The sequence below is a fragment of the Streptomyces sp. WAC06614 genome (genome assembly GCF_003949795.1).
GTDB lineage: Bacteria > Actinomycetota > Actinomycetes > Streptomycetales > Streptomycetaceae > Streptomyces.
Genome location: NZ_RPRY01000109.1, coordinates 1 through 21,648 on the forward strand (window position 1 = coordinate 1; position 21,648 = coordinate 21,648).

Annotated in this window: 19 protein-coding genes and 4 pseudogenes; 9 read left to right on the forward strand and 14 right to left on the reverse strand. The window is 69.8% G+C overall.

Annotated elements, in window-relative coordinates; translation table 11 throughout:
• Window positions 1–228: 228 nt before the first annotated feature.
• Together EF918_RS36985 and EF918_RS16790 are read right to left on the reverse strand one after the other, a co-directional pair.
• Window positions 229–372: a hypothetical protein gene (locus tag EF918_RS36985; protein ID WP_185921773.1), complete on the reverse strand. Its 144-nt coding sequence runs from the start codon at window positions 370–372 to the stop codon at window positions 229–231.
• Window positions 369–1,298, reverse strand: coding sequence for a hypothetical protein (locus EF918_RS16790; protein ID WP_125646443.1), 930 nt, complete (start codon window positions 1,296–1,298; stop codon window positions 369–371). The genes EF918_RS36985 and EF918_RS16790 overlap by 4 nt, the downstream gene beginning before the upstream one ends.
• 340 nt (window positions 1,299–1,638) lie before the next feature.
• On the opposite strand from EF918_RS16790, the gene EF918_RS16795 reads away from it, so the two are divergent.
• The 4 genes from EF918_RS16795 to EF918_RS16810 all read left to right on the forward strand — a co-directional run bounded on the left by EF918_RS16795 (window position 1,639) and on the right by EF918_RS16810 (window position 6,442).
• Window positions 1,639–2,469: a hypothetical protein gene (locus EF918_RS16795; RefSeq protein ID WP_125646445.1), complete on the forward strand. Its 831-nt coding sequence runs from the start codon at window positions 1,639–1,641 to the stop codon at window positions 2,467–2,469.
• A gap of 386 nt (window positions 2,470–2,855) precedes the next feature.
• A complete protein-coding gene (locus EF918_RS39070) occupies window positions 2,856–3,335 on the forward strand; it encodes a hypothetical protein (RefSeq protein ID WP_125646447.1) in 480 nt (159 codons plus the stop codon).
• Between the two features lie 435 nt (window positions 3,336–3,770).
• A complete protein-coding gene (locus EF918_RS16805) occupies window positions 3,771–5,447 on the forward strand; it encodes a CARDB domain-containing protein (RefSeq protein ID WP_125646449.1) in 1,677 nt (558 codons plus the stop codon).
• A gap of 554 nt (window positions 5,448–6,001) precedes the next feature.
• A complete protein-coding gene (locus EF918_RS16810) occupies window positions 6,002–6,442 on the forward strand; it encodes a hypothetical protein (RefSeq protein ID WP_125646451.1) in 441 nt (146 codons plus the stop codon).
• 643 nt (window positions 6,443–7,085) lie between these two features.
• On the opposite strand, the gene EF918_RS16815 is transcribed toward EF918_RS16810, so the two are convergent.
• From EF918_RS16815 to EF918_RS16845, 6 genes are all read right to left on the reverse strand, one after another.
• Complete coding sequence (locus EF918_RS16815; protein WP_185921774.1) at window positions 7,086–9,086, reverse strand: MDR family MFS transporter; 2,001 nt, start codon at window positions 9,084–9,086, stop codon at window positions 7,086–7,088.
• Window positions 9,087–9,681: 595 nt separating this feature from the next.
• Window positions 9,682–9,918, reverse strand: a complete 237-nt coding sequence (locus EF918_RS16825; RefSeq protein ID WP_125646455.1) for a hypothetical protein — start codon at window positions 9,916–9,918, stop codon at window positions 9,682–9,684.
• A 24-nt stretch (window positions 9,919–9,942) separates the two neighbouring features.
• Window positions 9,943–10,434: a hypothetical protein gene (locus tag EF918_RS16830; RefSeq protein ID WP_260610277.1), complete on the reverse strand. Its 492-nt coding sequence runs from the start codon at window positions 10,432–10,434 to the stop codon at window positions 9,943–9,945.
• 187 nt (window positions 10,435–10,621) lie between these two features.
• Window positions 10,622–11,209, reverse strand: coding sequence for a bifunctional 2-polyprenyl-6-hydroxyphenol methylase/3-demethylubiquinol 3-O-methyltransferase UbiG (locus EF918_RS16835; protein ID WP_185921775.1), 588 nt, complete (start codon window positions 11,207–11,209; stop codon window positions 10,622–10,624).
• A gap of 62 nt (window positions 11,210–11,271) precedes the next feature.
• On the reverse strand, window positions 11,272–11,475 hold the full coding sequence (locus EF918_RS16840) for a hypothetical protein (protein WP_125646459.1): 204 nt from the start codon (window positions 11,473–11,475) through the stop codon (window positions 11,272–11,274).
• Window positions 11,476–11,569: 94 nt separating this feature from the next.
• Window positions 11,570–12,745, reverse strand: coding sequence for a helix-turn-helix domain-containing protein (locus EF918_RS16845; RefSeq protein ID WP_125646461.1), 1,176 nt, complete (start codon window positions 12,743–12,745; stop codon window positions 11,570–11,572).
• A gap of 92 nt (window positions 12,746–12,837) precedes the next feature.
• On the opposite strand from EF918_RS16845, the gene EF918_RS16850 reads away from it, so the two are divergent.
• A complete protein-coding gene (locus tag EF918_RS16850; RefSeq protein WP_125646463.1) occupies window positions 12,838–13,380 on the forward strand; it encodes a flavoprotein in 543 nt (180 codons plus the stop codon).
• A 57-nt stretch (window positions 13,381–13,437) separates the two neighbouring features.
• Here EF918_RS16850 and EF918_RS36990 read toward each other — a convergent pair whose 3' ends face one another.
• Window positions 13,438–13,584 carry a hypothetical protein gene (locus EF918_RS36990; protein ID WP_185921778.1) on the reverse strand — a complete coding sequence of 49 codons (147 nt, stop codon included), beginning with the start codon at window positions 13,582–13,584 and terminating at the stop codon, window positions 13,438–13,440.
• Window positions 13,585–13,844: 260 nt separating this feature from the next.
• Entirely contained in the window at window positions 13,845–14,507 is a 663-nt protein-coding gene (locus EF918_RS36995) for a hypothetical protein (protein ID WP_185921776.1), read from the reverse strand.
• Between EF918_RS36995 and EF918_RS16860 the strand changes: the two genes are divergently transcribed.
• Window positions 14,485–15,111 (forward strand): hypothetical protein, encoded by a 627-nt coding sequence (locus EF918_RS16860; protein ID WP_260610278.1) that lies wholly within the window; start codon window positions 14,485–14,487, stop codon window positions 15,109–15,111. The two genes, EF918_RS36995 and EF918_RS16860, sit on opposite strands and share 23 nt — an antisense overlap.
• A gap of 26 nt (window positions 15,112–15,137) precedes the next feature.
• Here the strand turns inward: EF918_RS16860 and EF918_RS16865 are convergent.
• Window positions 15,138–15,627, reverse strand: a pseudogene (locus EF918_RS16865) (DUF4396 domain-containing protein); the annotation flags it as partial.
• Between the two features lie 837 nt (window positions 15,628–16,464).
• Here EF918_RS16865 and EF918_RS38200 point away from each other — a divergent pair.
• Window positions 16,465–17,352 carry a DUF2268 domain-containing protein gene (locus EF918_RS38200; RefSeq protein WP_125646465.1) on the forward strand — a complete coding sequence of 296 codons (888 nt, stop codon included), beginning with the start codon at window positions 16,465–16,467 and terminating at the stop codon, window positions 17,350–17,352.
• Here EF918_RS38200 and EF918_RS38205 read toward each other — a convergent pair.
• A pseudogene (locus tag EF918_RS38205) lies at window positions 17,311–17,810 on the reverse strand (glycosyltransferase family 2 protein); the annotation flags it as partial. The gene EF918_RS38200 and the pseudogene EF918_RS38205 sit on opposite strands and share 42 nt — an antisense overlap.
• Here EF918_RS38205 and EF918_RS37005 point away from each other — a divergent pair.
• Window positions 17,787–17,930: a hypothetical protein gene (locus EF918_RS37005; protein ID WP_185921777.1), complete on the forward strand. Its 144-nt coding sequence runs from the start codon at window positions 17,787–17,789 to the stop codon at window positions 17,928–17,930. The pseudogene EF918_RS38205 and the gene EF918_RS37005 sit on opposite strands and share 24 nt — an antisense overlap.
• Before the next feature lie 187 nt (window positions 17,931–18,117).
• On the opposite strand, the gene secY is transcribed toward EF918_RS37005, so the two are convergent.
• Together secY and EF918_RS38210 are read right to left on the reverse strand one after the other, a co-directional pair.
• A complete protein-coding gene (secY, locus tag EF918_RS16880) occupies window positions 18,118–19,431 on the reverse strand; it encodes a preprotein translocase subunit SecY (protein ID WP_125646467.1) in 1,314 nt (437 codons plus the stop codon).
• A gap of 1,085 nt (window positions 19,432–20,516) precedes the next feature.
• A pseudogene (locus EF918_RS38210) lies at window positions 20,517–20,738 on the reverse strand (hypothetical protein); the annotation flags it as partial.
• A 396-nt stretch (window positions 20,739–21,134) separates the two neighbouring features.
• Here EF918_RS38210 and EF918_RS16895 point away from each other — a divergent pair.
• Window positions 21,135–21,416: pseudogene (locus EF918_RS16895) on the forward strand (transposase); the annotation flags it as partial.
• Window positions 21,417–21,648: the final 232 nt, after the last annotated feature.

A 21,648-nucleotide genomic window follows, 5' to 3' on the forward strand; every position in this document is an offset into this window, starting at 1 on the left:
TGTGCCTACTGCCCATCTGCCTGCTGCCCAACGGCCACCGACCTGCCCCCTGCGCGCCCCCGCCGCCCGCGCCCCGGCGAATGGGGACCCTGGGGGCGCTCGACAACGCAGGTATCGCCCTGCCCGAACCCCTCGGCCGCATCGACCTGGCGAGCCTCCGAGCCGTGCTCGATCTCCATCTCCGCGCCGCGGGGCAGACCGTCACAAGGCCCCCCGCGAACGCGGTCGCTACGCGTCTTGGCGGCGGAAGGTCGCCGTTGCTGCTGCCGTGGCCCCCATCACCAGGGCGAGGAAGAACGCGCCGCCGAGCAGCGGACCCAGTTGCGTGCTGCTGTCCACGAGCGTAGTGCCCGCACCGGTGAAGCTGGTCATGGCACTCGCCGCGGTGAAGGGCAGCAACATCGCCAGGTGCGCCTCGCCAGTACCAGTTCGACGCATCCGAGCAGGAGGACGAAGGTCACGGCGACGGCGGTACGCGTCACGAGCCCTCGCATGTCCGGGGGCAGGGGCAGCAGCTGACCACCGGACAGCCGCACGCCGCACGCCAGGGCCGTGGTCAGGAGCAGGATCACGTAGGTCCTCCCGACCACCGGCGCGGTATCGCCGCCCTCCTCCGTGGCCCATCCCTGGAACGCGCCGGCCGTCCTGCTCCCGAGGAGATCCAGCAGCATCCCGGTTGCCAGGCCCGTCAGGAAGAGCAGGGCTCCCAGTCCCACGAGTACGGCTGGGCCGCCGGTCCGTGCGGCCGCGCCCGTACCCGCACCCGCGGCCAGCTGGGCCGACACGGCGAGCGAGAGGGCGCAGAGCGCGAGCGGGACGCAGGCCAACACCACGGCGAGGGAACTGGACAGGGTCGCCCGGAAGACGATCAGGAACGCCGCGTCGACGGTGAGCAGGGCGGTGTGGTGGAGGAGGATCCGGCTGGCGCAGTAGGCGAGGAAGATGTCGCGTGCCCGGACGTCGAGTGCTCTGAAGAACCCCTCGTTGGGGCTGCCGCTGACGCTGTGACGGCGTCGGGAGTACATCTCGCGCAGGAGATACGCCCCGCCGACGTACAGGTTGGTGAGCAGGAACCCGCCTACCAGGGCCGGGGCGGGCAGGAGGCTCATGGAGCGCAGGACGCGCGAGGCGAGGAGGGTGACGGCGAACAGGACGGGCAGCAGTACGGCGACGCCGGTGCCGCAGAGGATCTTGAAGAGGGGCAGGGGCATGTTCCAGCCCAGTGAGTTCAGCCGCTCGAAGCACAGGAAGTCGAGGCTGGTGCGCAGAGCGGAACCCGACCGGTGGGGTGTCGGCATGGCAGAGACGTTTCCTGGGCTTGTTCTCCGACGCCTCGGCGCGCAGCACGGTGACAGCCGCGCTCACGAGGACGGACACGGTGGTGGACAGCCCCAGCCGGGACGCGGTACCCAGAGCCGCCGCGTGGCAGGCCGCCGAGGAGGGGAATGCCAGCAGGGCCGGACCCCCGAGCCGTGGCCGACCTGTGGGACCCACCTGACCGGCTGACGCGCTGTCGCCTGCGGTTCCTGTCCTCGGGAAGGTGCGGCTCTCAGTGGCCTTACGAACTCCTTTGCACAGTCCTACCTTTGAGCCATGAAGTCTCAACGTTCTGGCCCGCTGGCGAAAGTCGTGTTACCCGTGAAGGACGGATGGCGGCTGCTCTTCGTCCCCAGCTGGGTCTGCGAGCTTGCGTTCGAATTCGGCGCGAGCATCGTGGTCCCGGCGGTGATCGCCGCCCCCCTGCTGCTGGGCGCTCTGCTGGCCGCCGTGATCTCGGGGAGTCCCGTCGCCTGGGGCGTTCTGTGGGTCTTCCTGGCGCTCACGGTCGTCGGAATGATCCTGCTCATCGTGGTCGTGGTGTGCGTGACGGTGTCCATGACGGTGCGGTGGGTCGAGTTCCGCCCCCGGGGAACACCGACCCAGGTCGTCTTCGCCCGCTTTCTGCGTTCGTCGACCATGGCGATGGCTGATCTGCAGCGAGTCGTCGTCATCGAGCGACTCAGTCTCGGGCAGCGACAGTCGATCAAGGTGATGCTGCATACCCGCGACGAGACGGTGGAGTGCGAACCGGCGACCTTCGCACCGCTCTCTCGGGTCGATGCACAGGCGCTGACCACCTGGTTGACCGAGCACCTCGCCCCGGCCCAGGTGGCGGTGGAGCGTCGGACGGACGTCAAGCGAGACTTCGTGTGTCCGGACGAGTGGTGGACCCCGTCCCGCACCGCCGAGCAGTGGCGGGTACCCATCGGCGAGGTCCACGGCATAGCCGCCCGGCGCCGCGTCGAGAGCTATGGGTACACGCCCCGGGCCTCCGCGATGTACAGCCCTGGCACTACGGTCACCGTCTACGACCCGGGCCGTGCCTACGAGGTCGCCGAAGAACTCCGCGCGGAACGAGCCGCCCGCCAGGCCGCCGGCGGCACGGCAGCTCCCGGCCCGGGCGAGAACGACGCCACGGGTTCCCACTGACCCGGTCGGGCCGATCCTGACCGGGCTCAACGACGCACTCCTGGATCTGGAGCTCGGCGGCCAGGTGACGCCGGCCTGCCCAGGTGGCTCAGGCGGGTCGGGCCGGGGCGGGCCGAGTCCGACCGGCCCGACGCAGGGGGACGTGCGTGAGAGCCACCGTCGTCGCGTGGACCAGTGGCCAAGGCTCCTGCCGGACGGGGGGGGCGCCACAGGAGGCCATGCGTGCGGAACGGGCCTGGAAACGGTTGGGGAGCCAGTGACCGAGGGGCGGGCGGCCGCCGCCCCGAGGCCGTGCGGCCCGCGCTGCAGGCCCGATCGGCGCCGGCGCGGCGGCGGACCGGCTGACGCAGGCCTTGGGGGAGCCGCTCCCGAGGTGCCGACCGCAGGTGACCGCGTCCGCGGTGGGCCACCTGGCCCGAGCGGGCCTCCTGGTCCGCCTCGGCGGGGACGCCGAGTTCCCCGACGTCCACCCGGACCAGGTGGCCACCCTAGCCCGCCGCCGGGACCTGCCCGTCCTCCTCCACCAGCACGTCCTCGCCCTCCTCCACCAGCACGTCCCCCTGGGCCCGGACCAGGCCGCCCGGCGCCTAGGGGTGCGAAGGACCGATCGGGACCAGGTGGACAGGCTCGGTTTCGTCTCCCCGGTGGCCACGGCGGCCCCGGCAGCCCCGGCAGCCCCGGCGGCCCCGGCGGCCATCGATCACAAGCACCACGTCGGCCTCACCACCATCCCGCTCCACTCCGCGGCCGACGTCGCACTGCTCCCGGCCATGCGGCCATGGATCAGCTCTGCGGTGTGCAGTTCAGCGCGGGTACGAGCCGCCGGAGCAGCGGTGGCAGGCCCGCCCACCGGCGTCTTCGGGTGAACGGATGCCCTGCCGAAGTGCCCCGTTGTCTGCCCGGGGCGGCATTCGCTCCGGTGACGCCCCGCGCAATAGTGAGGCACGTTCCGCCGGAGCGCTGAGGAAACGCACATCGCCGAACCGTGTCCTGGCCTTCGACCTGCATATGGCCCGGGCGATGTCGCTCCGGCTCCTTCCGCGACCCGGCGCTCTCTTCCACTCACTGCCCCGTTCTTCTTTCGCTTGTGGAGTTGATGTTCCATGCCCTCGCCCTCAGCAAGTCACCGGTTTCGTCGTGGTGTGCGGGCCGGTGCTGCGGTGGCCGCGGCCGGTGCCGTGCTGGGCACCTCGCCGGCCCTGGCGGCGCCGAATCCGGACGTTCCGCCCCCGGCGGTGGAGCTCCTGCAGGACGGAGGCTTCGAGAAGGCCGCCTGCCCGGCCCCTCCGGGGTGGAAGAGGATGCCGGAGACGACTACCGGCTGGAAGACGACCGACAAGTCGAAGGACATCGAGCTCTGGTGCGGGACCGAGGGCGTCAAACCCCAGGAGGGCAAGAACCTGGCCGAACTCTCGGACGGCCCGAACGCTCTGTCCACCATCATCGAGGCGGACACCCTCTCGCAGGACCTCAAGGTCGAGCCGGGCACGAAACTGCACGTGAAGCTGTGGCACGCACCGCGCGGGCTCATCGACGACTGGTACCAGTACAAGAAGGACGTGCGCCCCCAGGTGTTCGTGACTCCGAAGAAGGGCTCCGCGGTGTCGATCCCCCTGACCGACACCAAGGAGACAGCGCTCCTCAGCAGCGAGAAGGGGGCGTCCTGGCACCGGTACGCGGGCACCTACACCGTCCCGCGGGACGTGAAGTCCCTGCGCTTCGAGCTGCGCCCGGACCGGATCGGGAACCTGTACGACGGCGTGAGCGTGCGGGTGGAGCCACCGGCTCCCACGCTCGCCACCGATGCGGAGAACTTCGACGCCGGAGCGGAAGCCCCCTACACCTCCGTGGTCCAGGTCCCCGAGGGCACCGGGTTCACCGACGGCGTGTTCTCGGCCCGGCTGCCCGCCGGCACCGCGCTCGTCCAGGGCTCGGTGAAGGTGAACGGCGGTGCTCCCTCGGCCGCGCCGGTCGTCAAGGACGGCGTGTTCTCGGTGCCGGTGGGCAGTGCCACGAAGGACGTGAAGGTCGCCTACGAGGTCGCGGTCCCGAAGGGCCACGAGGGCCCTCTCGAACTGCGGCCGTCGCTCGACTACCAGGTCTCCGGGATCGGGGCCCTGCGTGTCGAGGGGCCCGCGCACGTGTCGAAGCCGGCCGTGAGCGACGTGACGGTCGGAGGCGGGGCCGACGGCAAGGACGGCTACCGGGTCAAGGTGTTCAACAAGGGCCCCGACACCGCGCGGACCATCACACTGCGGGCCACGGACGCCCAGGGCAGGACGGTGGAGATCCCTGGAACCCCGCCCGCCCGTCTGGCGAGCGGCGCCGGGTGGGAGACGAGGATCCCGTCCGTCTCCCCGAAGCTGAGCCTGGCCGTGCAGACGACGACCGTCGACAGGGATCCGTCCAACAACACCGTCGAGCTGAAGCGCCCCGCCGGTGATCCGGGCAAACCGGCGGAGGCCGACCTGGCGGTCACACTGACCGCCGACGCCGCCCAGCCCAAGCCGGGAAGCACCCTGACCTACACCGTGACCCTCACCAACGAGGGGAGCGCCACCGCCGAGGCGGTCCGGCTGACCGCAGTACTTCCCGAGGGCTTCAAAGCGAAGGCTCCCCAGGGCGCGGTCGACGGGAAGACCGGACTGTCCTGGAACGAGAGCAATCTGGCCGCCGGTTCCACTCGCACCATCACCCTGAAGGGGCAGGTGCCGGACGGCCTGGACAAGATCCGTGCGTCGGTCGCCGCCACCACCCAGACCCTGGAGTCCGACACCGGTGACAACCAGGCCGAACTCTCGCTGGACGTGAACACAGGGGCGGGCGGCGACGGCACGGGCTCCGGCGGAGGCGGCCTCGCCGACACCGGGGCCGGTGGCCTTGCCCTGATGGGCCTGGGCGGCGTCGGAGCCGTCGGCGCGGGCGCGTGGGCGCTGACCGTGGCCCGCCGCCGCACCGGCAGTGGGACCGGCGTCTGATCGTTCGACGGTATGAGGCGTTGCGCGTGGTGGATGCCGGTCTGCCGCCATCCGGCGGCACGGCGCCCGTCCGCACCACTCGGCTTCCGCGATCCTTCGTGGTCGTGGAGACCGGGCGGTTCGGCGAGGGGCCCGGCTCACGAGAGCCGTCCGCCCGGCGGTCGGCCGAACGGACCGCGAGGGCCTGATACCGCTGGTGCGTAGGCGTAAGAAGCCGTTGCTCTGTCGATCGTGATGTGTGCGAGTTCGACTAGTGGTGCCGCTCGCGCCCACGGCGCGGTCACGTCCCGGTCCGCACCGTAGGGAGCCGTCAGGACGGATGAAGCGTCTTTCCACCCGCCATTCCCCTGATCGGTCCGCTCCGCGAGTCGCTGCCGTGGGCAGAGTGGTGTGGACGCACACGGCCTTTGCGTGAAAACGCTCGGCCGTGTCTTCGGTGCGGGAATACGAGCTGCTCGGGGTCGCTTCGACCGTACCCGACGCTCGCATGAGCGGCTGATCTCCCGTACCGGATCTGAACATCAGAACGAACCGTTTCCGACGACAGGCATGACGTGCACTTTAAGAAAAAAACCGGAGCGATCGTCGCCGCGGCCTCCATTGCGGGCCTCCTCGCCGCTTCGGCACCTGCGGATGCCGCCGACGAGAGGCCCACACGTGGAATCCGCATAAAGAACAGTACCGGTGTCGCCTTGACGGTCGTATCCTCTGGTGGAGGTGCTGCTATGTGGGCAACCGGGCAAGGACCGGACGACACACCCGAATTGCTTCCGGGGCAGACAACGAACTGGGAAGCCCTTTTGTACGGGCAGGGTGATGGAACGGTGATCCTTGAAGACTGGACGCATGCCCTCCATCTCCAGGTGCGGGTCATCGTGGGAATGATAAACCAGAGCCTTCTCTGTGACGGCAGCACCCAGCCGCGGGGAGAAGATTTCCGTTGCAAGGGCGAAGGCTGGTACACGGACGGAACGCTGGAATTGGTGAAAATGTAGCGTGCGCTTCCTGAGGGCGGTGGCGCAATGGGGCTCATCCCCGGCCGGGCCCGGACTGCCTTCGGCGCCGTCTTGTCGAGCGCGGTCCGCGGTCGGTAGCGCCTACGCGTGGACGCCGCCGCCCTCATCGTCGCAGCCCCCCAGCCCCGGCGACCTACAGGCCGCCGGGGCTGCGGGCCGCAACGGCGCATCGCGGCGTCGAAGGCCGAGCACACCGCCCTGCCACCGGCGGTACCTTCACGGATGCTGCTGTTCCACCGCTGGTCCGGCTCGCGGCCGTGGCTGATCGCGACCACGTACAGACGGTCGGCTGCCATCGTGGAGGTGTCCGCACCGCGCGAAGCGGACCGGGCCGCCACCGAACAGCCGCTCATGCTCCTCGCGCCCTGTGATGCGGATCCCCAGCAGTTCGCCGCGGTGCCCGGCGAGCTCCCGGTCGTCGTTGGTGCGGTACCCGACGTCCGCGGAGCCGGTGGGGGCAAGGCCAGGCTCCAGCACGACCCCGGCCGCGCCGACCCCGGCCGCGCCGATCCCGGCGCGCCGATGAAGGTACGGCGAGCAGGGGTGGATGTCGTTGTCGTGGTAGCGGCGGGAGCCTGCTCCGTGGGACGTGTGGTGCGGCGTGGCCGGCGGCGGCGCGCCGTCAGTCCGGTTCCGGCCGCGGCAGAAAGGCGGATCCCTCGGCCAGGATTTCCAGCGCGTGGGCACTCAGATCGAGCGGAGCTCGCGCGTTCCGGTCGGCCGGACCGGGGGAGCCGTCCGCGGAGAGCTGTTCGAGCAGCGTGGCGGACAGGCCCTCCACCAGATTCCTCCCCCGTGGAGTCGGCCCCCGTGCCCGGTCGCCCGCGTACAGCAACTCCTTCCTCCACAAGGACCGGAATCGGGCGTGCAACGCGGGCGGTGAGACGCCCATGACCCCGGCGAGGTGGCGCGCGTCGGCCGTCTTGCTGTAGGAGAGCAGGCACAGCAGCCAGATCTCCTCGAGGGAGATCCCGTAGCGCCGCCCCAGTTCCCCGGCCTTGCGCCGCACGGACCCCAGCCCGCCCCGGGCGAGGACTTCCAGGGCCTCGCGTACGTGGTCGTCACCGGCGGGGAGGGAAGGGATCACATTGCTGTCCTTGCGCACACCGGTGGCCGTCATGGTCCGTCGCAGGGGAACGGCCGGGACGACGCAGGCGAACGCCAGCACGAGCAGGGACACGGCCAGCCCGGTGAGGAACACCTCGTCCATGGCCGCTCCGTAACCGCCGAGGTAGGCCCGTCGGCCGGCCGGGGTCAGGGTGTCCAGGTCGATCGGCCGGCCCATGCGGATGCGCTCGGCCTCCGCGGCCGTGAACCGGCTTCCCTCGGCGTCCCGGACCAGGTGGTCGACGAGCCTCCGGTTGAGGACCGCTCCGAACAGCGCGGCGCCGAAGATGCTGCCCAGGTTGCGGAAGAAGACCACGGCCGAGGTCACGACGCCCACGTCCTCGTACGCACACGCGCTCTGCGCCGCGATCAGGGCGATCGGCGAGACGAGCCCGAACGCCACTCCCAGCACCACCAGCGCCGCGCCGTAGGCCAGGGCCGAGGCGTCCTGGGACAACGCGACGAACAGCAGCAGCCCCGCGACGAGGAGCACGGCTCCGATGACCGGGAAGTGACGGTAGCGGCCGGTCCGTGTGACGGCACGGCCGATGGCGCTGTAGGTGAGCAGCCAGGCGAGCGACATCGGGAGCAGCATCATGCCCGAGACGGTCGGTGACGTCTCGCGTACCACCTGGAAGAACAGGGGAAGGTAGTTCACGATGCCGGACTCGACCACCCAGAAGAAGAGCGTCAAAGGAGCCACGGTGCGGAACACGCGCTCGCGCAGCACCCGGCCGGGCAGCAGGGGTTCGGGGTGGCCGCGTTCGACCCGCACCAGCAGCACGGCGAGGACCACGACCGCGGCGAGGAGCAGGAGCATCGGCGGTGAGGACCAGGCGAAGACGACCCCGCCCCAGGTGACCAGGAGGGTGGTCCCGGACGCACAGGCGGCGATCAGCAGACTGCCCCAGTAGTCGATCCGGGGGTGCCCGGTCGGCTGCCCGGGACGCAGGAAGAAGGCGAGCAGCCCGATGACCGCCAGCCCGAACGGCAGGTTCAGGTAGAACGTCCAGCGCCACGAGGCGTGTTCCACCAGCAGCCCGCCCAGGAAGGGCCCCAGCACGTACGCCACGGCAGCGACTCCCGCGACGTAGGCCTGGTAACGGCCGCGCTCGCGGGGGCCGACGATGCCGGTCAGGACGGCGGGCGCGATGACCCACATCCCACCGGCCCCGACACCCTGCACGGCGCGGAAGCAGATCAGTTCGGGCAGCCCTTGCGCGCGCGAGCACAGCACCGAACCGACGAGGAAGAGGACGAGCCCCGCCTGCAGGAGGGGTTTGCGGCCGAGCAGGTCGCCGAGCTTGCCCCAGATCAGGGCGGAGCCGGTGACGGCGAGCAGATAGGACGTCACCACCCAGGACAGGTGCTGGAGGTCCCCCAGGTCGGCGGCGATGGTCGGCAGCGCCGTGGCCAGGATCGTGGAGTCCATCGAGCCGACGAAGGTGATCAGCACCAGCGCGGTCAGCACCAGCCGGTCCCCGGTGCCGAGCCGGACGCGCTCAGACGAGGGCACGCGCGCCCCGGAGTCCCTCATCCGTAGCTCTCCGTCCCCGGTCGTGCGCAACGACTGAAGGACCATCCCAGGGCCCGCCCCGGCCACCCGTACGCCACCCCGCTCACCGGGCTGCCCAACACTCTCGCGGCGCAACGGACGGCGCTGTTGTCGGATCCCGGACGTCCGACCGGCAAAAGGCGGCCGCCCCGCGAAGGCACGCGGGGTGACGGGCAGGCAGGCGCTTCACCGCCCGGGGGCGGCATTTTCGGTCGGCCGATCGCTTTTGGGGCTGAGGGGGAGTGGGGGACTCCATACCTCGGGTGTTCAAGATCAAACAATTTACCTGGGCTGGTAAAGGCAAACGATCATGATTGGTCGAGCGTGGTCGAGTGCCGTCCGACCCGCCGCCCGCCTGGGTCCTCACCCGCCGCCAGACCATCGGCGCGCCCGTGCGGGCCGCCCGAGACCGTTCACCGGATCGCATATGCCCTCAGTGACCCGAGCCTCACCATGTTGCTTCGCATCGCGCGAGCGGCCGACGTGCCACTTGCCGACCTCGTCCGGGAGTAGCCCCGGCCGACAGGGGGGACGCGCCGGCCGGGGCTGTGCCGGATCAGGCTGGCGAGTGCTCCCGGTCCTGCGCGCCGCCACCGCGGCACGAGAGGCAGGGCTCGCTGTAGACCACGCGGCGCTCACCGTCGACCAGGACGACCCTGCGGACACCGCGGCAGGACGCGCAACCGCTGACCGGCAGGGTACGGCCAGGCTGTACGAACCGGCCCCGCCGGCGGAGCTGCGTCAGGTGGTCGATCAGGTCGCCGTACTCGCGGTTCTCCCACGCGTTGGTCATAGCCCACCAGCCTAGCGAGACGATCTAGTTGGGGTGGTCGACTCGGCAACCCGTCCCGCAGTTCCCGTCACCGCACTGGTTGTCGTGCTGGCACGTTGCGGCTACCGGGAGCCCGTCCAGGGGGCCGGTCCACAGCTCGGGGTCGATGTCGAACCCGGCCGCGCGGATCCGCTCCATCGTGTGATCCAGGGCGCCGGGCGTGTACCGGGACGGGTCGGGGAGCTCCGGAACGTGGTGGACGAAGCGGCCGAGCTCCGTGCACAGGCGTGCGTACACCGTGGTGTGCAGGATGAGCGCGTGCCAGCCCTCGTCGACCGTGCGGGACGGCCGCATGTTGCCCGGGAACTGCGCGGCGGCAGCGACGAACTTCAGGCCCTCTTCTGTGATGCGCTCGGCGTCTCGGTGCGACAGGTCCGGGTTGTTGCTGGCGACCGTCGCAGCTACGCCCTCGAGCTCGTCTTCGGTGAGCAGCGCGCGGGCGTTCCTGGTGACGTGCCCCGTGGTGGTGGTAGTCATGCGGTAGTGCCTCCATCTCGGTTGGAGGGTGCGGGAACCCGTCCGGGCCGTGGTCCTGGCAGATGCGCGGCCCGGACGGGGGCTTATCGGGATGCGGGCCCCTGAACGGCGCCGTCGCCCGAGGCCTCGGCCGCCCGGCGGGCCTCATGGGCGCGGGCCTCGCCGAGCAGCGGGCTGGTTGAGGCGGTCACCGCAGAGGCCCCTGGAGCAGCAGCGCCGTGAACGCGCGCTCGGAGTCGAGGTGCCAGCGTTCCGAACGGGCCCAATCGTCCCGCAGGCGCTCGATCACGGCCTCCGGGAGGCCGCACTCGCCCTTCTCGGGCGGCTGCCGCTCGTTGACCGGCAGCACGACGTACGCGGTGCCCGTACGGGGGCGCAGCCATCGGCGGGCGGCCGACCAGAACGCGGTGTCGAGGTACTGGAGCGTGACCCGGCAGGCGAGGACGTCCACGCTGCCGTTCGTCACGCCGGCCGGGGCGCGGCCGCCGAGGAAGTCGTGCACAGCGAAGGACACCCGCGGGTCGCGCCACGACCACCGTGCGGCCTGGATTCCGACCTCCGACCAGTCGTAGCCGGTGGTCACCAGGCCGAGTGCCGCGAGCGAGGCGGAGAAGCTCCCGCGCCCGCACCCCACCTCCACGGCCCGCAGCCCCGGTCGTGGCCGGAACCGCCGCGCCAGCATCTCCACCTCACCGAGGCTCACCGCCGGCATGCACTCCTGGGGGACGCGGTAGAAGCGGTCCCAGTACCGCCTGCGCCCCTCCGCCTGCTCCACTGTCTGCGGAACCCTGCCGGAAGGCGTGCCCCCGACGGGCGTGCCGCCCACCATGGTCGACGTCACTGGGCGCGCCGAATGCAGTTGAGCGGGACGTCGAACTCGCGGTGGTCGCCGCCGCGGATGTACGCGGTGAGGTCACCGTTCTCCTCGACGAGGACGGCCCGGAGCTCGCCCTCGCGCAGCGACCGGGTGTCCACGACCTGTTGGCCGATGAGTCGGTGGCTCTGGTGGCGGAATGCCGAGCCTGTCTCCCGGGCGTTCATGCCGGTGCTCCCTACCGTCGTCAGCGGGTGGTGGGACCACCCTGACGCCCCAGGGAGGGCAGAACACTCACAGTTTTGTGAGTGCTCCGCCGTGCTACATGCCGATCCAGCGAGCCATCCCACCGAGGCTGTCCGGCGCCCGGCGCGACAAGTGGACCAGGCCGCGGATCGTCGCGCGCGTGCCCGGCAGATGCCGGGTCTGCTCCGGGGCCACCTTCCGGGCCTCAGCCAGATACCGCAGGGACGTTTTCGGCGAGCCCGCTTCCATCTCCACGTAGGCACGGTCCACCAGGTAGCGGGCTCGCCGCGAGGTCAACGTCGACGCCGGGAGCTTCAGCGCGCGTGCCTGCCTGAGGGCGGTGTCGTAGTCGCCCATCGCGATCGACGTGCCGAGCTCGTGGAGCCGGACGTTCGTACGCCCGAAGGAAAGCCAGTGCACCTCGCCAGCCTCCCCGCCCACACGGTCCGCCAGCTCGCGCGCGGCGGCGAGGTGCGCCTCGACACCGGCGCCATCGCGCTGCTTGGCCGCCACGGTGGCCATGCCGAGGTGCAGCTGACCCGTCACGGCGAGGGCTTCGCGGCTGGTCTGGCCGGTCAGCAGAGCCTGCCCGGACCGGATGAGCTGAAGGCTCGTCGCGCCCCGCCACAGGGTGCCGCGCTTGTACCGCTGTACCGCCTCCATGCACGGATCGGAGGCCCGACTGGCCGCCCACCCCATTCGGTCGAGCGCCACACGCGCGAGATCCGGGTGGTCGAATTTGAGTGCCACGTCGTGCGCGGTCCGGTACGCGGACGCGAGGGCCCGCCAGGTCTCCGTAGACGGGGTGGTCCACACCGTGTGGGTCAGCTCCACGATCAAGAAGGGCAGGGCCTTGGCCGCTGCGCGCAGATGGGTGGCGCGCACCTGCCGGCACAGTGTCTCCGCCGCGGCCACCAGTTCCGGCACAGGCCGGATCGCGGGGAGGTCGGGGTTCGGGCCGAGGTCGTACCGGTCGAGGGCCTCCCGGATCGGCGCGACCAACGCGAGGAGGCGGTCGGGGGGCAGGGATGTCATGGCGGACGGTCCCGTCAGATCGGACGACTCCACGCGCAGCGCCTGCGCCACAGCCGCCACGAACCCCGGAGTCGCGTGGCGTGCGCCGCACTCGACTTGGCTCAGATAGCTCAGGCTGTACGGGATCCGGTCGGCCAGCTGCCGCTGCGTGAGGTGCTTCAGGCGTCGTTGCTCGCGGATCCGGGAACCGGTGTGGTCATCGTCGGGTAGAGGCATACTGGTCTTCGTCCAAGACTCGTCATCTGGACGGTACCGCTGTCGCCCCCGAGTCCGCCCGGACCGGGGGCGATTGCATAGGGTCGGGCCCCATGACGAAGCGCACCCTGTACCTGTTCGGCTCAGCCGCCCCGCCCGTCTTCGACATCGCCCGCGTGATCGAGGAGGCCCAGGCACGTGGCTGGGACGTCTGCCTCGGCCTCACCCCGGCCGCCGCGGAGTGGCTGGCGGACGGACTCGACGGCCTCGCGGCGCTCACCGGCCACCCGGTCCGCAGCCGATACAAGCGGCCGGGCGAGCCGGACGTGTGGCCGACGGCTGACGCGATCCTAGTGGCGCCGGCCACCTTCAACACGGTGAACGCGTGGGCCCTCGGGCTGACAGACCGGTTCGTCGTGGGCGTCGTCGCAGAGGGCATCGGCAAAAACATCCCGATCGCGGCGATGCCCTGCGTGAATGCCGCGTACGTTCGCCACCGGGCGTTCGAGCGGTCCGTCCAGGAGCTGCGGGAGATGGGCGTGACCGTGCTGTACGGCGAGGGCGGGTTCGTGCCCAACCAGCCGGGCCGACGCGAGCCGTACCCGTGGGACAGGGCGCTCGACGCGGTGGACGGTCTCGCCCCGGCGGCCGAGTAGCTGAACGCACGAAAGCGCCCCCTCCCCAGCCCGTAGGACGGAGAGGGGGCGATGTCGTCAGGAGACGCCGTACCACTGCGACGCCCAGCCCGTGTTGATGATGCTGGTGGACTGCTGGGTGAGGTCCAGAGAGGCAGGCAGGGACGTCTGGCCGCTCAGCACGTTCGAGTAGCGCAGCCGCGGCGCGGACAGGTTGGCGTTCACCGTGACCCCGCGCCGGTGGCCTTGAACGTCAGCTGATTCGTTGTCCAGCTGCCGTTCAGCAGCATCGCAATGAACCACTCTCCCGGCGCCGCAGTGAACGGCGAGGCGAGAGGCACCGACTTCCAAGTGGCTCCGGCCATGAGGTCGCTGGAGATGTCCGCCGTGACCCCCCGTAGGACACCGGCGGAGTCGTACACGCCCAGGTAGCAGTTCGCGAGAGTGGCGGCGGCGTCGACACCTGCGAGACCGAACCAGATCCGCTACCAGGTGATCGACTTCCGCATCCGGATCTTCACCAGCGTCACCCGGCCCCCGACACCGGCGGCGGACTGCGCGGTGACATGACCGGCGTCGTTCGGGTCCCCGGTCCACGCCAGCAGACCCTGATCCGACGGCAACGCGTAGGGGTAGTCCAGGTTGATCCCAGATGCTGACGGGCCACCTCCGGAAACCTTGACGACCTCCAGCAGCGAGCCGGCCCGCAGGACCACCGGCGAGGCGTTGCTCGTCTGCTGCGCCCACCGCAGCCGCAGCAGGCCCGGGGTCGCCCCGGTCGTCACGATGCCGCGCGGGGTCGCGATGATCCCGGCCAGGGACGCGGACGACGCCATGACGCCGATGTCCGAGGCCGAGCCGTACTGGCGGGCGGCCACCTTCAGCTGCGCGGACCCGTCCGGCACCGTCGTGCCCAACGTGCCCGCGTACGGCGCCCACCCGCCCGTCGCCCCTGAGGGCACCGTGTACGTGATCGTGACGTCCGCCGCCTCGGGCCCGTCGAACAGCAGCGTGCTGTTGAACCGGTAGACGCTGTTCGCCTCCAGCGACGTGAACAGGTGACCGTCGTCCGACACCGTCGTCACGCTCGTGCGGGACTCGTCCGCGCTCTTGACGACGGTCTGTGTGAGCGCCGACAGGGCGGCCACGGAACTCCTGCGCGGCTGCCATATGCGCCTTCGCGTCCGAGAAGGCAGCCAGCCGGTCATCGACGAGGTGCCGCACGCGGCCCGGATCAAGAACAGAGGCGGGGAGCGGGGCGGCTGTCTCTGCCACCGGATCCTCCACAACGATCGAACGGGGCGGGCGCCCACCCACGCCGCGCCAGGGGCCAGGGTGGCGTGCGAGCAGAAGATCGACGGCCACCGGGCGCTGCTGTTCACCCCCTCGGGCCCGGCCGGCCGGGTGCTGCTGCAGACCCGCCGGGGGGCGCTGGTCCAGGACCGGTGGCCGGACCTGGTGGCCGCCGCCGAGCAGCAACTGCCCGACGGCCTGGTCCTCGACGGCGAACTGGTCGTCTGGGACTTCGCTGTCGGCGCGCTGTCGTTCACCGCGTTGCAGCGCCGGGCCGGTGCCCGCACCCGCAGCGACCCGGCCCTGGCCGCACGCTGGCCGGCCTACTACGTCGCCTTCCAAGTCCGCAGCTCGACGGCGAGGAGCTGCTGCGCCGGCCCTACGTCGAGCGCCGCGCCCTTCTGGGGGCGCTGTTCATCGACCATGCCCCGACGGCTCCGTGGACGCTCATGCCGATGACGACCGACCTGGCCACAGTGCGGGGTCATCCACTTGTTCACGGGTGTCGTGAGCACAAACGTGACGGCGAAGCCGCCCAGCAGTGACGACCAGAACAGCATGTCGGAGAGGTGGGCGTCCATCGCTCCGGGGACCAGGGCGATGATGCCGTTGTCGACGAGCTCCATCACCGCGGTCGAGACGGTGTCGGCGGCGAGCGCGACCTTGACCGCGCTCCTGAAGTCAAGGCCGGCGCGGCGGAGCGCGAGCAGGGTGAAGGAGTAGCCGAAGACGAACGCGAGCGCGATGGCCAGGACCATGGTCGGTACGTTGCCCCACAGCAGGGCGGTGCCGATAACTATGCCGAGGATCTCGCCGATCGCGCAGCCGGTCAGGCAGTTGCAGCGTCGCCTTCGCCGCCGTCGGCCAGGACGCCCCCGCCGCGTGACCGGCGTGACCCTGGTGGCCGTGGTCACCCGGGTGGCCCGCGTGGGCGGCGTGGTCGTGCGCGGTTCCGGTGTGAGCGGTGTGGTCCAGTGGTGTGGTCCGGCGGCTCCGGCGGCTCCGGCGGCTCCGGCGGCTCCGGCGGGACGGTGCAGGACGGTCCAGGTACGGCCGACGTCGGTGGACTGGTGGACGGCATCGGTGCTGTCGGCGGCCAGCAGATGCGGGGCGGTCACAGCGGTGAGCACGGTCGGCTCGCCCCCCGGCGGGCAGGCGGCCGTTCTCGGTGCACTGCTGCCCGTCAGTGCTGCTGATGACGCGGCCGTCCGCAGCCAGCGCGACGAGACGGCCGGGCTCCGGCTCGTCGGCCGCAGCTGGGACAAGCGGGCCCAACTGCCGGTGCTCGACCTTGCCGCCCACGCCCAGAGCCCCGAGACCGTGTGGGTGGCCACCGGCAAGGGGCTTGAGCGCAGTCAGGGCGGCGGACCGCCGTCGCTGCTGGCCCACACCTTCCCGCTCTGGCTGTCGAACCCGTACAGGGTGCTACCGGCCTGCTGCAGGGCGCGGACATCGGCCCCGCCTTCGGCGGAGAGGGTGCTCCAGGTGCCGCCGGCGTTCGGCGACGCCAGGTCCTGTGCACTGTCCAGACGGTCGCGGACGCGTCGATACAGCCTCTGCCGTGCAGGGCTATATCCAGCGCATTCCCGGGTCCGGCGCTCTCGGACGAGCGCATCTCCCCGTGGGCGACCGCTGTCGTCCTCGATGTGGTGGTGATCCACGGTCGGCCCCCTGCGGTCACCGACGGGGCAGTCTTTCGAGCAACCGCTCGTGCACCACTAGGGGAGACCCTTGCCGTTCACGGTATGCGGCTATTTCCGGCCGGATCGACTGTTTGCCCCTCACGTTACGTGAGGTCTTACGGTCGCGGCCATGACGATAATTGTTCACGACACGCACTCTTCCCTCCGCGACGTATTCCGAGAGCCTCTCCAGGACAGGGCTGCCGCGCTCAAGGACGTCCTCAGTCCCATGCAGGAAGCCATGACCGTGATGGGCGGCATGGACGTGGTCCAGTTCCCTCACATGGGCGGCGGTTTCCGCACGGACCGGGAGGATCCCCGCTACCTTCCGGCGCTGGAACAGATGCGCGTCGCTGACGTATGGGGGCAAGTCGAGAACCGCCTGGCCGCGGCCAGCGAACGGCTTCTGTCCGCGGTGCCGGGAATCAAGCACGCCGAGACCATCCACGTGGTCGTGATGCTCGGAGATCCTGACGACGAGCACCTGACCGTCCGCAACTCCGGCTACCTCGGCATGGGCGGCATCCCCGGCCTCATCCACCTGACCATGTGGCCGACCGAGACCAGCCTCACCAAGATCGGCCACACCGCCGCACACGAGCTCCACCACAACGTGCGCTACGCCAACGTGCTCTGGAACCCCATGACCGTCACGGTCGGCGAACACATCGTGGCCGAAGGGCTGGCCGAGGCCTTCGTCCGGGAACTGGCCGGAGACGACGCCATGGGTCCCTGGACCAAGCAGCTGGTCGGCCCCGAGCTGGACCGAGTGTACGAGAAGGTCACCGCCGGTATCGACGTGGCAGGCATGCAGTACCTCACCCCCTACGTCCACGGCGACGCCACCGCCCGGCGCATGGGTCAGCAGCCCGTCGGCCTGCCCGACTTCGCCGGCTACGCCGCAGGTCTGCGGATCGTCGACGCACATCTGGCCGCCTCCGGGCTCACGGCAGCGCAGAGCACCGGACTGCCCGCCCGCGAGATCCTCACCAACGCAGGCATCGCCACCCCTGCGTGATCGCCAGATTGCAGGCAGGCACTCAGCGCGAGGCGCCTGCTTGCGGTACTACTACGACACGCTGGACTTGACAGAGAAGTGGTCGCGGACCAGCATCGCGCGGTAGTCCACGTGCTCCCGGGCACGGACCACGCGCCCGTTGGGGACCCAGTCGGTGCTCTCGCCGGCGTAGTCGGCGTCCATCTTGAAGTACGAGGTGAACGTCAGCGGCGCGGTCCCCGCGGGCCCGCTCGATCGCACGGTTGCGGGCCCGGCCCGCTCCGCCCCGCTCGGGTGCCCCGCTCCGGCAGGAAGCGCTCGTCCTGCCGGGCGAACTCCGCGAGCAGCTCCATGGAGCTGTCGGTGGACTGGTCGTCGGTGACCAGCAGCTCCAGGTCACTGTGGGTCTGGGTGAGCACGGATCGGACGGCCGCACCGAGGGCACCGCAACCGCGATGCAGATGGTCATCGCTGGTCAGGGCTCAGGGCGCCCCCTGGCCGTACGCACCGAGGAGGTCGGCCACCGCATCGTCGGCTACGACATCGACCTGGACCGTGTGCGCCGGCTCAGCCCTGGACGCCGGCATGGCGGTGGTTGAGCCGGCGTCCGTGTTCTTTCCCGAGTTGCAGGCTTGGTGGCGGCCGCCGCCGACGATCCGCTCGTACGGGATGGATCTGCTGCGGTGGCGGCGGTTTCCTGGATGTTGTCCGGGTGGAGCGGACGCCGCGAGGTCCACAGGTGGATCACGCCGGAGAACAACGGGACTCTCTTCCCTTCCCCAGATATCAGTGGAGGAACCCCTCATAATGCCGCTGCTGGAGCTGGCTCTCGATCTGCTTCACGGTTTCCAGACCCACACCCACGATGATCAGGATGCTCGTCCCGCCGAACGGGAAATTTTGATTCGCTCCGAAGCCGGCCAACGCCATCGTCGGGACAAGAGCGATGAGACCCAGGTACAGCGACCCCGGCCAGGTGATCCGGTTGAGCACGTAGCTCAGGTACTCGGCAGTAGGACGGCCCGCCCGGATACCCGGGATGAAGCCACCATAATTCTTCATGTTGTCGGCCACTTCCTCCGGGTTGAACGAAATCGCCACGTAGAAGAACGCGAAGAAGACGATCAGGAGGAAGTAGGCGGCGATGTAGTAGGGGTGGTCACCCTTGACGAAGTGCTTCTGGATCCAGGTGGCCCAGCCCGCGGTCGATCCGCTGAACTGCACGACCAGCGCCGGGATGTAGAGCAGCGACGACGCGAAGATGACCGGGATGACACCGGCCTGGTTCACCTTCAGCGGGATGTACGTGGAGGTCCCGCCGTAGGCGCGGCGGCCGATCATGCGCTTCGCGTACTGGACCGGAATCCGACGCTGCGCCTGCTCGACGAAGACCACCAAGGCCACCATGGCAAGGCCGACCAGGATGACCACCCCGAACTCGACCCAGCCGTCGAGAATCTTGCCCTGAACCTTGATCCGCCACAGCGCAGGAATGAAGCCGGCGGCAATCGAGACGAACATCAGGATCGACATGCCGTTGCCGATACCCCTGTCGGTGATGAGCTCACCGAGCCACATCACGACACAGGTGCCCGCGGTCATCGTGATGACCATGACGACGGTGGTGAAGATCGAGCGGTCCGGCACGATCTGGCTGGCGACCGTGCAGCCCTGGAACAGCGCACCCGAGCGGGCGGTGGCGACGAGACCGGTGCCCTGGAGGATGGCGAGCGCGACCGTCAGATAACGCGTGTACTGCGTGATCTTCGCCGTGCCGGCCTGCCCCTCCTTCTTGAGGTTCTCCAGCTTGGGGATGACCACGGTCAGCAGCTGGAAGATGATGCTCGCCGTGATGTACGGCATGATGCCGAGCGCGAAGATCGTGATCTGCAGCAGCGCACCACCGCTGAACATGTTGACCAGCCCGAACAAGCCATTGCTGCTGCCCGCCTGGTCGACACAGACCGGGACGTTCTTGTAGCTCACGCCGGGGACAGGAATGTGCGATCCGAGCCGGTACAGCACGATGACGCCGAGCGTGAAGAGCAGCTTCTTGCGCAGGTCGGGCGTCTTGAACGCCCGGGCGAACGCGGTGAGCACGGTGCCTCCTGCAACCCCCGCGCTACTGCGCCAGAGGTACCGGTCTGAGGATCGACGAATACACAAATGGAAAGATGCAGGCCACCTTGCCGGCGACTTGACCCACTCGGAACGGCCAATCCGAAAACAGAGCGCCAGAGGCATGTTTCGGAGGGCTCGGCAATCCCGGACATGAAGCCGCACGGCCCCCCGACTTCGTAGCCTGGGTGACCATTGGGCAGTGTCCAGCGGATTCTTAGGGGTAGTAGTGCATCTAAGTCACTTCGATGGAGGCATAGCGTCAACTACGCTCCCTCATCCAGCGCGGCCGTCTCCAGATCCGATCGGATGACAAGGAGGACGATCCGCAGGTCCACCGAAGAGCGAAGTCGGTCCATGGATGATGCGCTAGCCAGCTCGCAGGGTGCGGGGGCGCCTCACGAGTTCCGTGTCAGCTGTTCGGCCCGGGTCCCGAGGCAGTCGTCCGCGACGCGGAGGCAGGGGTGGAGCGGTGCGGGGGCGGTGCTGCGCACCGTAACGCCTGGTGGGCGTACGAGATGCTCGAAGACTGGGGAAGCGGGACGAAGACGACCACCCCGACGACCTCGCCTACCTGGAGCACCTGATCCGGGAGAGCGGCGTCCTTGCGGGCGGCGGTGAGGCGTCAGAGAGCGGCGTGCTGACGGAGGAGGATCTGCGCCGGCTCCTGGTCGTCGCCATCCGGTCTCGCGGGACGTTCTTGCAGCCCAGGAACCCCTGGTGGCGCCCTCACACTGGCCATGACGGCTCCCGCGGTGCGGTCGTCGACTCGGTACGACCCTTCCTTGCTGAAACTGGTGGTGCGGCCCCGGGGTTCTGGTGGATTGTCTCAGCTTGTTCTTTAACCTCTTCGGCAGCTCAGCCGGCGGATCCGATCAGAGCTTCAGCGGTCCGTAGGTGCCGTTCTCGAAGGTGAAGACGGTCGGCTCGGTGTCGTACTGTGCTCGTCCGGGTCGAGCCCAGTCGAGCGCTCAGTGGTCAGGCCGAGGTGCCATCGCAGAGTGTTCAGGACCGTGTCGGGGTGTCGTCTTGGAGAAAGCGCGTGAAGACGACTTCGAAATGGAGGCTCACAAGGCTGCATTTTGCTCGGCCCAGCCGACAGGCCCGGAACCGTTGCCCTGCGGTCTGGTGCGATCGCGGTCGGCCAGGGTCTCCGGGCGTCGGACGGTCTTGCCCACGTCCTCGCGGAAGGCGGGCTGTCTGTTCTTCGAGTCGAGCGGCCGGCCAGGTCCCGACCGTGATGGTTTCGGCGCACGGGCCGGGCAGGGCAAGGCCGGGCGGAGGTTCTGCGCCCGGCAGGTGACCAAACGCAGATCGTGGCCATGGCAAACATTCATGCGTCCACCGGGGCCATCCGCGTCCGCGACAACTATCACGTCACCGCCACCGGCTACGCCGTCGTGACCGCCTCAGGGTCAGCCCACGTCACCGCTTACGACTTCGCATACGTGGATGCCACGGATACAACGCAAGTAGCCGTCTGCGGCGAAGCTCGGGTGGACGCCAGCGATTCGGCAACCGTTGTAGCCTACGAAAATGCGTACGTAACGGCACAAGGCAACTCGCACGTCCAGGCCTCCGGAAACACACACGTGCGGTCAACAGGGCTCTCAGGCCCGGGCATACTCAAAGGCTCGGCTCGTGCCCACGAAGGCCAACTCCCGCCGGCCTTCGCCTCCCATTAGGCCTACTCGTCCCGCGCGATTCGCTCTCACCTGCGTCGGCGCGGAATCCGCGCGGTGATCCCTCAGCCCGCCGACCAGGCCGCCAGCCGCAAACGGCGCGGCCGTCACGGCGGTCGCCCGCCGGCCTTCGACCGCGAGGGCTACAAGCAGCGCAACACCGTCGAGCGGTGCATCAACAAGCTCAAGCAGGGGCGCGGCCTGGCCACCCGATACGACAAGACCGGCACCATCTACCTCGCCGGACTCCACCTCGCCGCCATCTTCATCTGGTCAGCGAGGTGATCCGAAGGAAACGGCCTACCTCGGCGCCCCTTGGACGGACGATGCGGCTTGCCCGTCCCGCCGGGCCGTTCGCGGCCCGTGCGCCGACTGTGGGCGAGGGCGCTGTATGCCTGCGTTCCTCGGAGGCTTCGTACGGTGGTCTGAATGGCCGCGGGAGGGGGTCCTCCCCACCCTGCACAACGGGGCGGGGTGGGGAGGACCCCCTCCCGCGGCCATTCAGACCACCGTACGA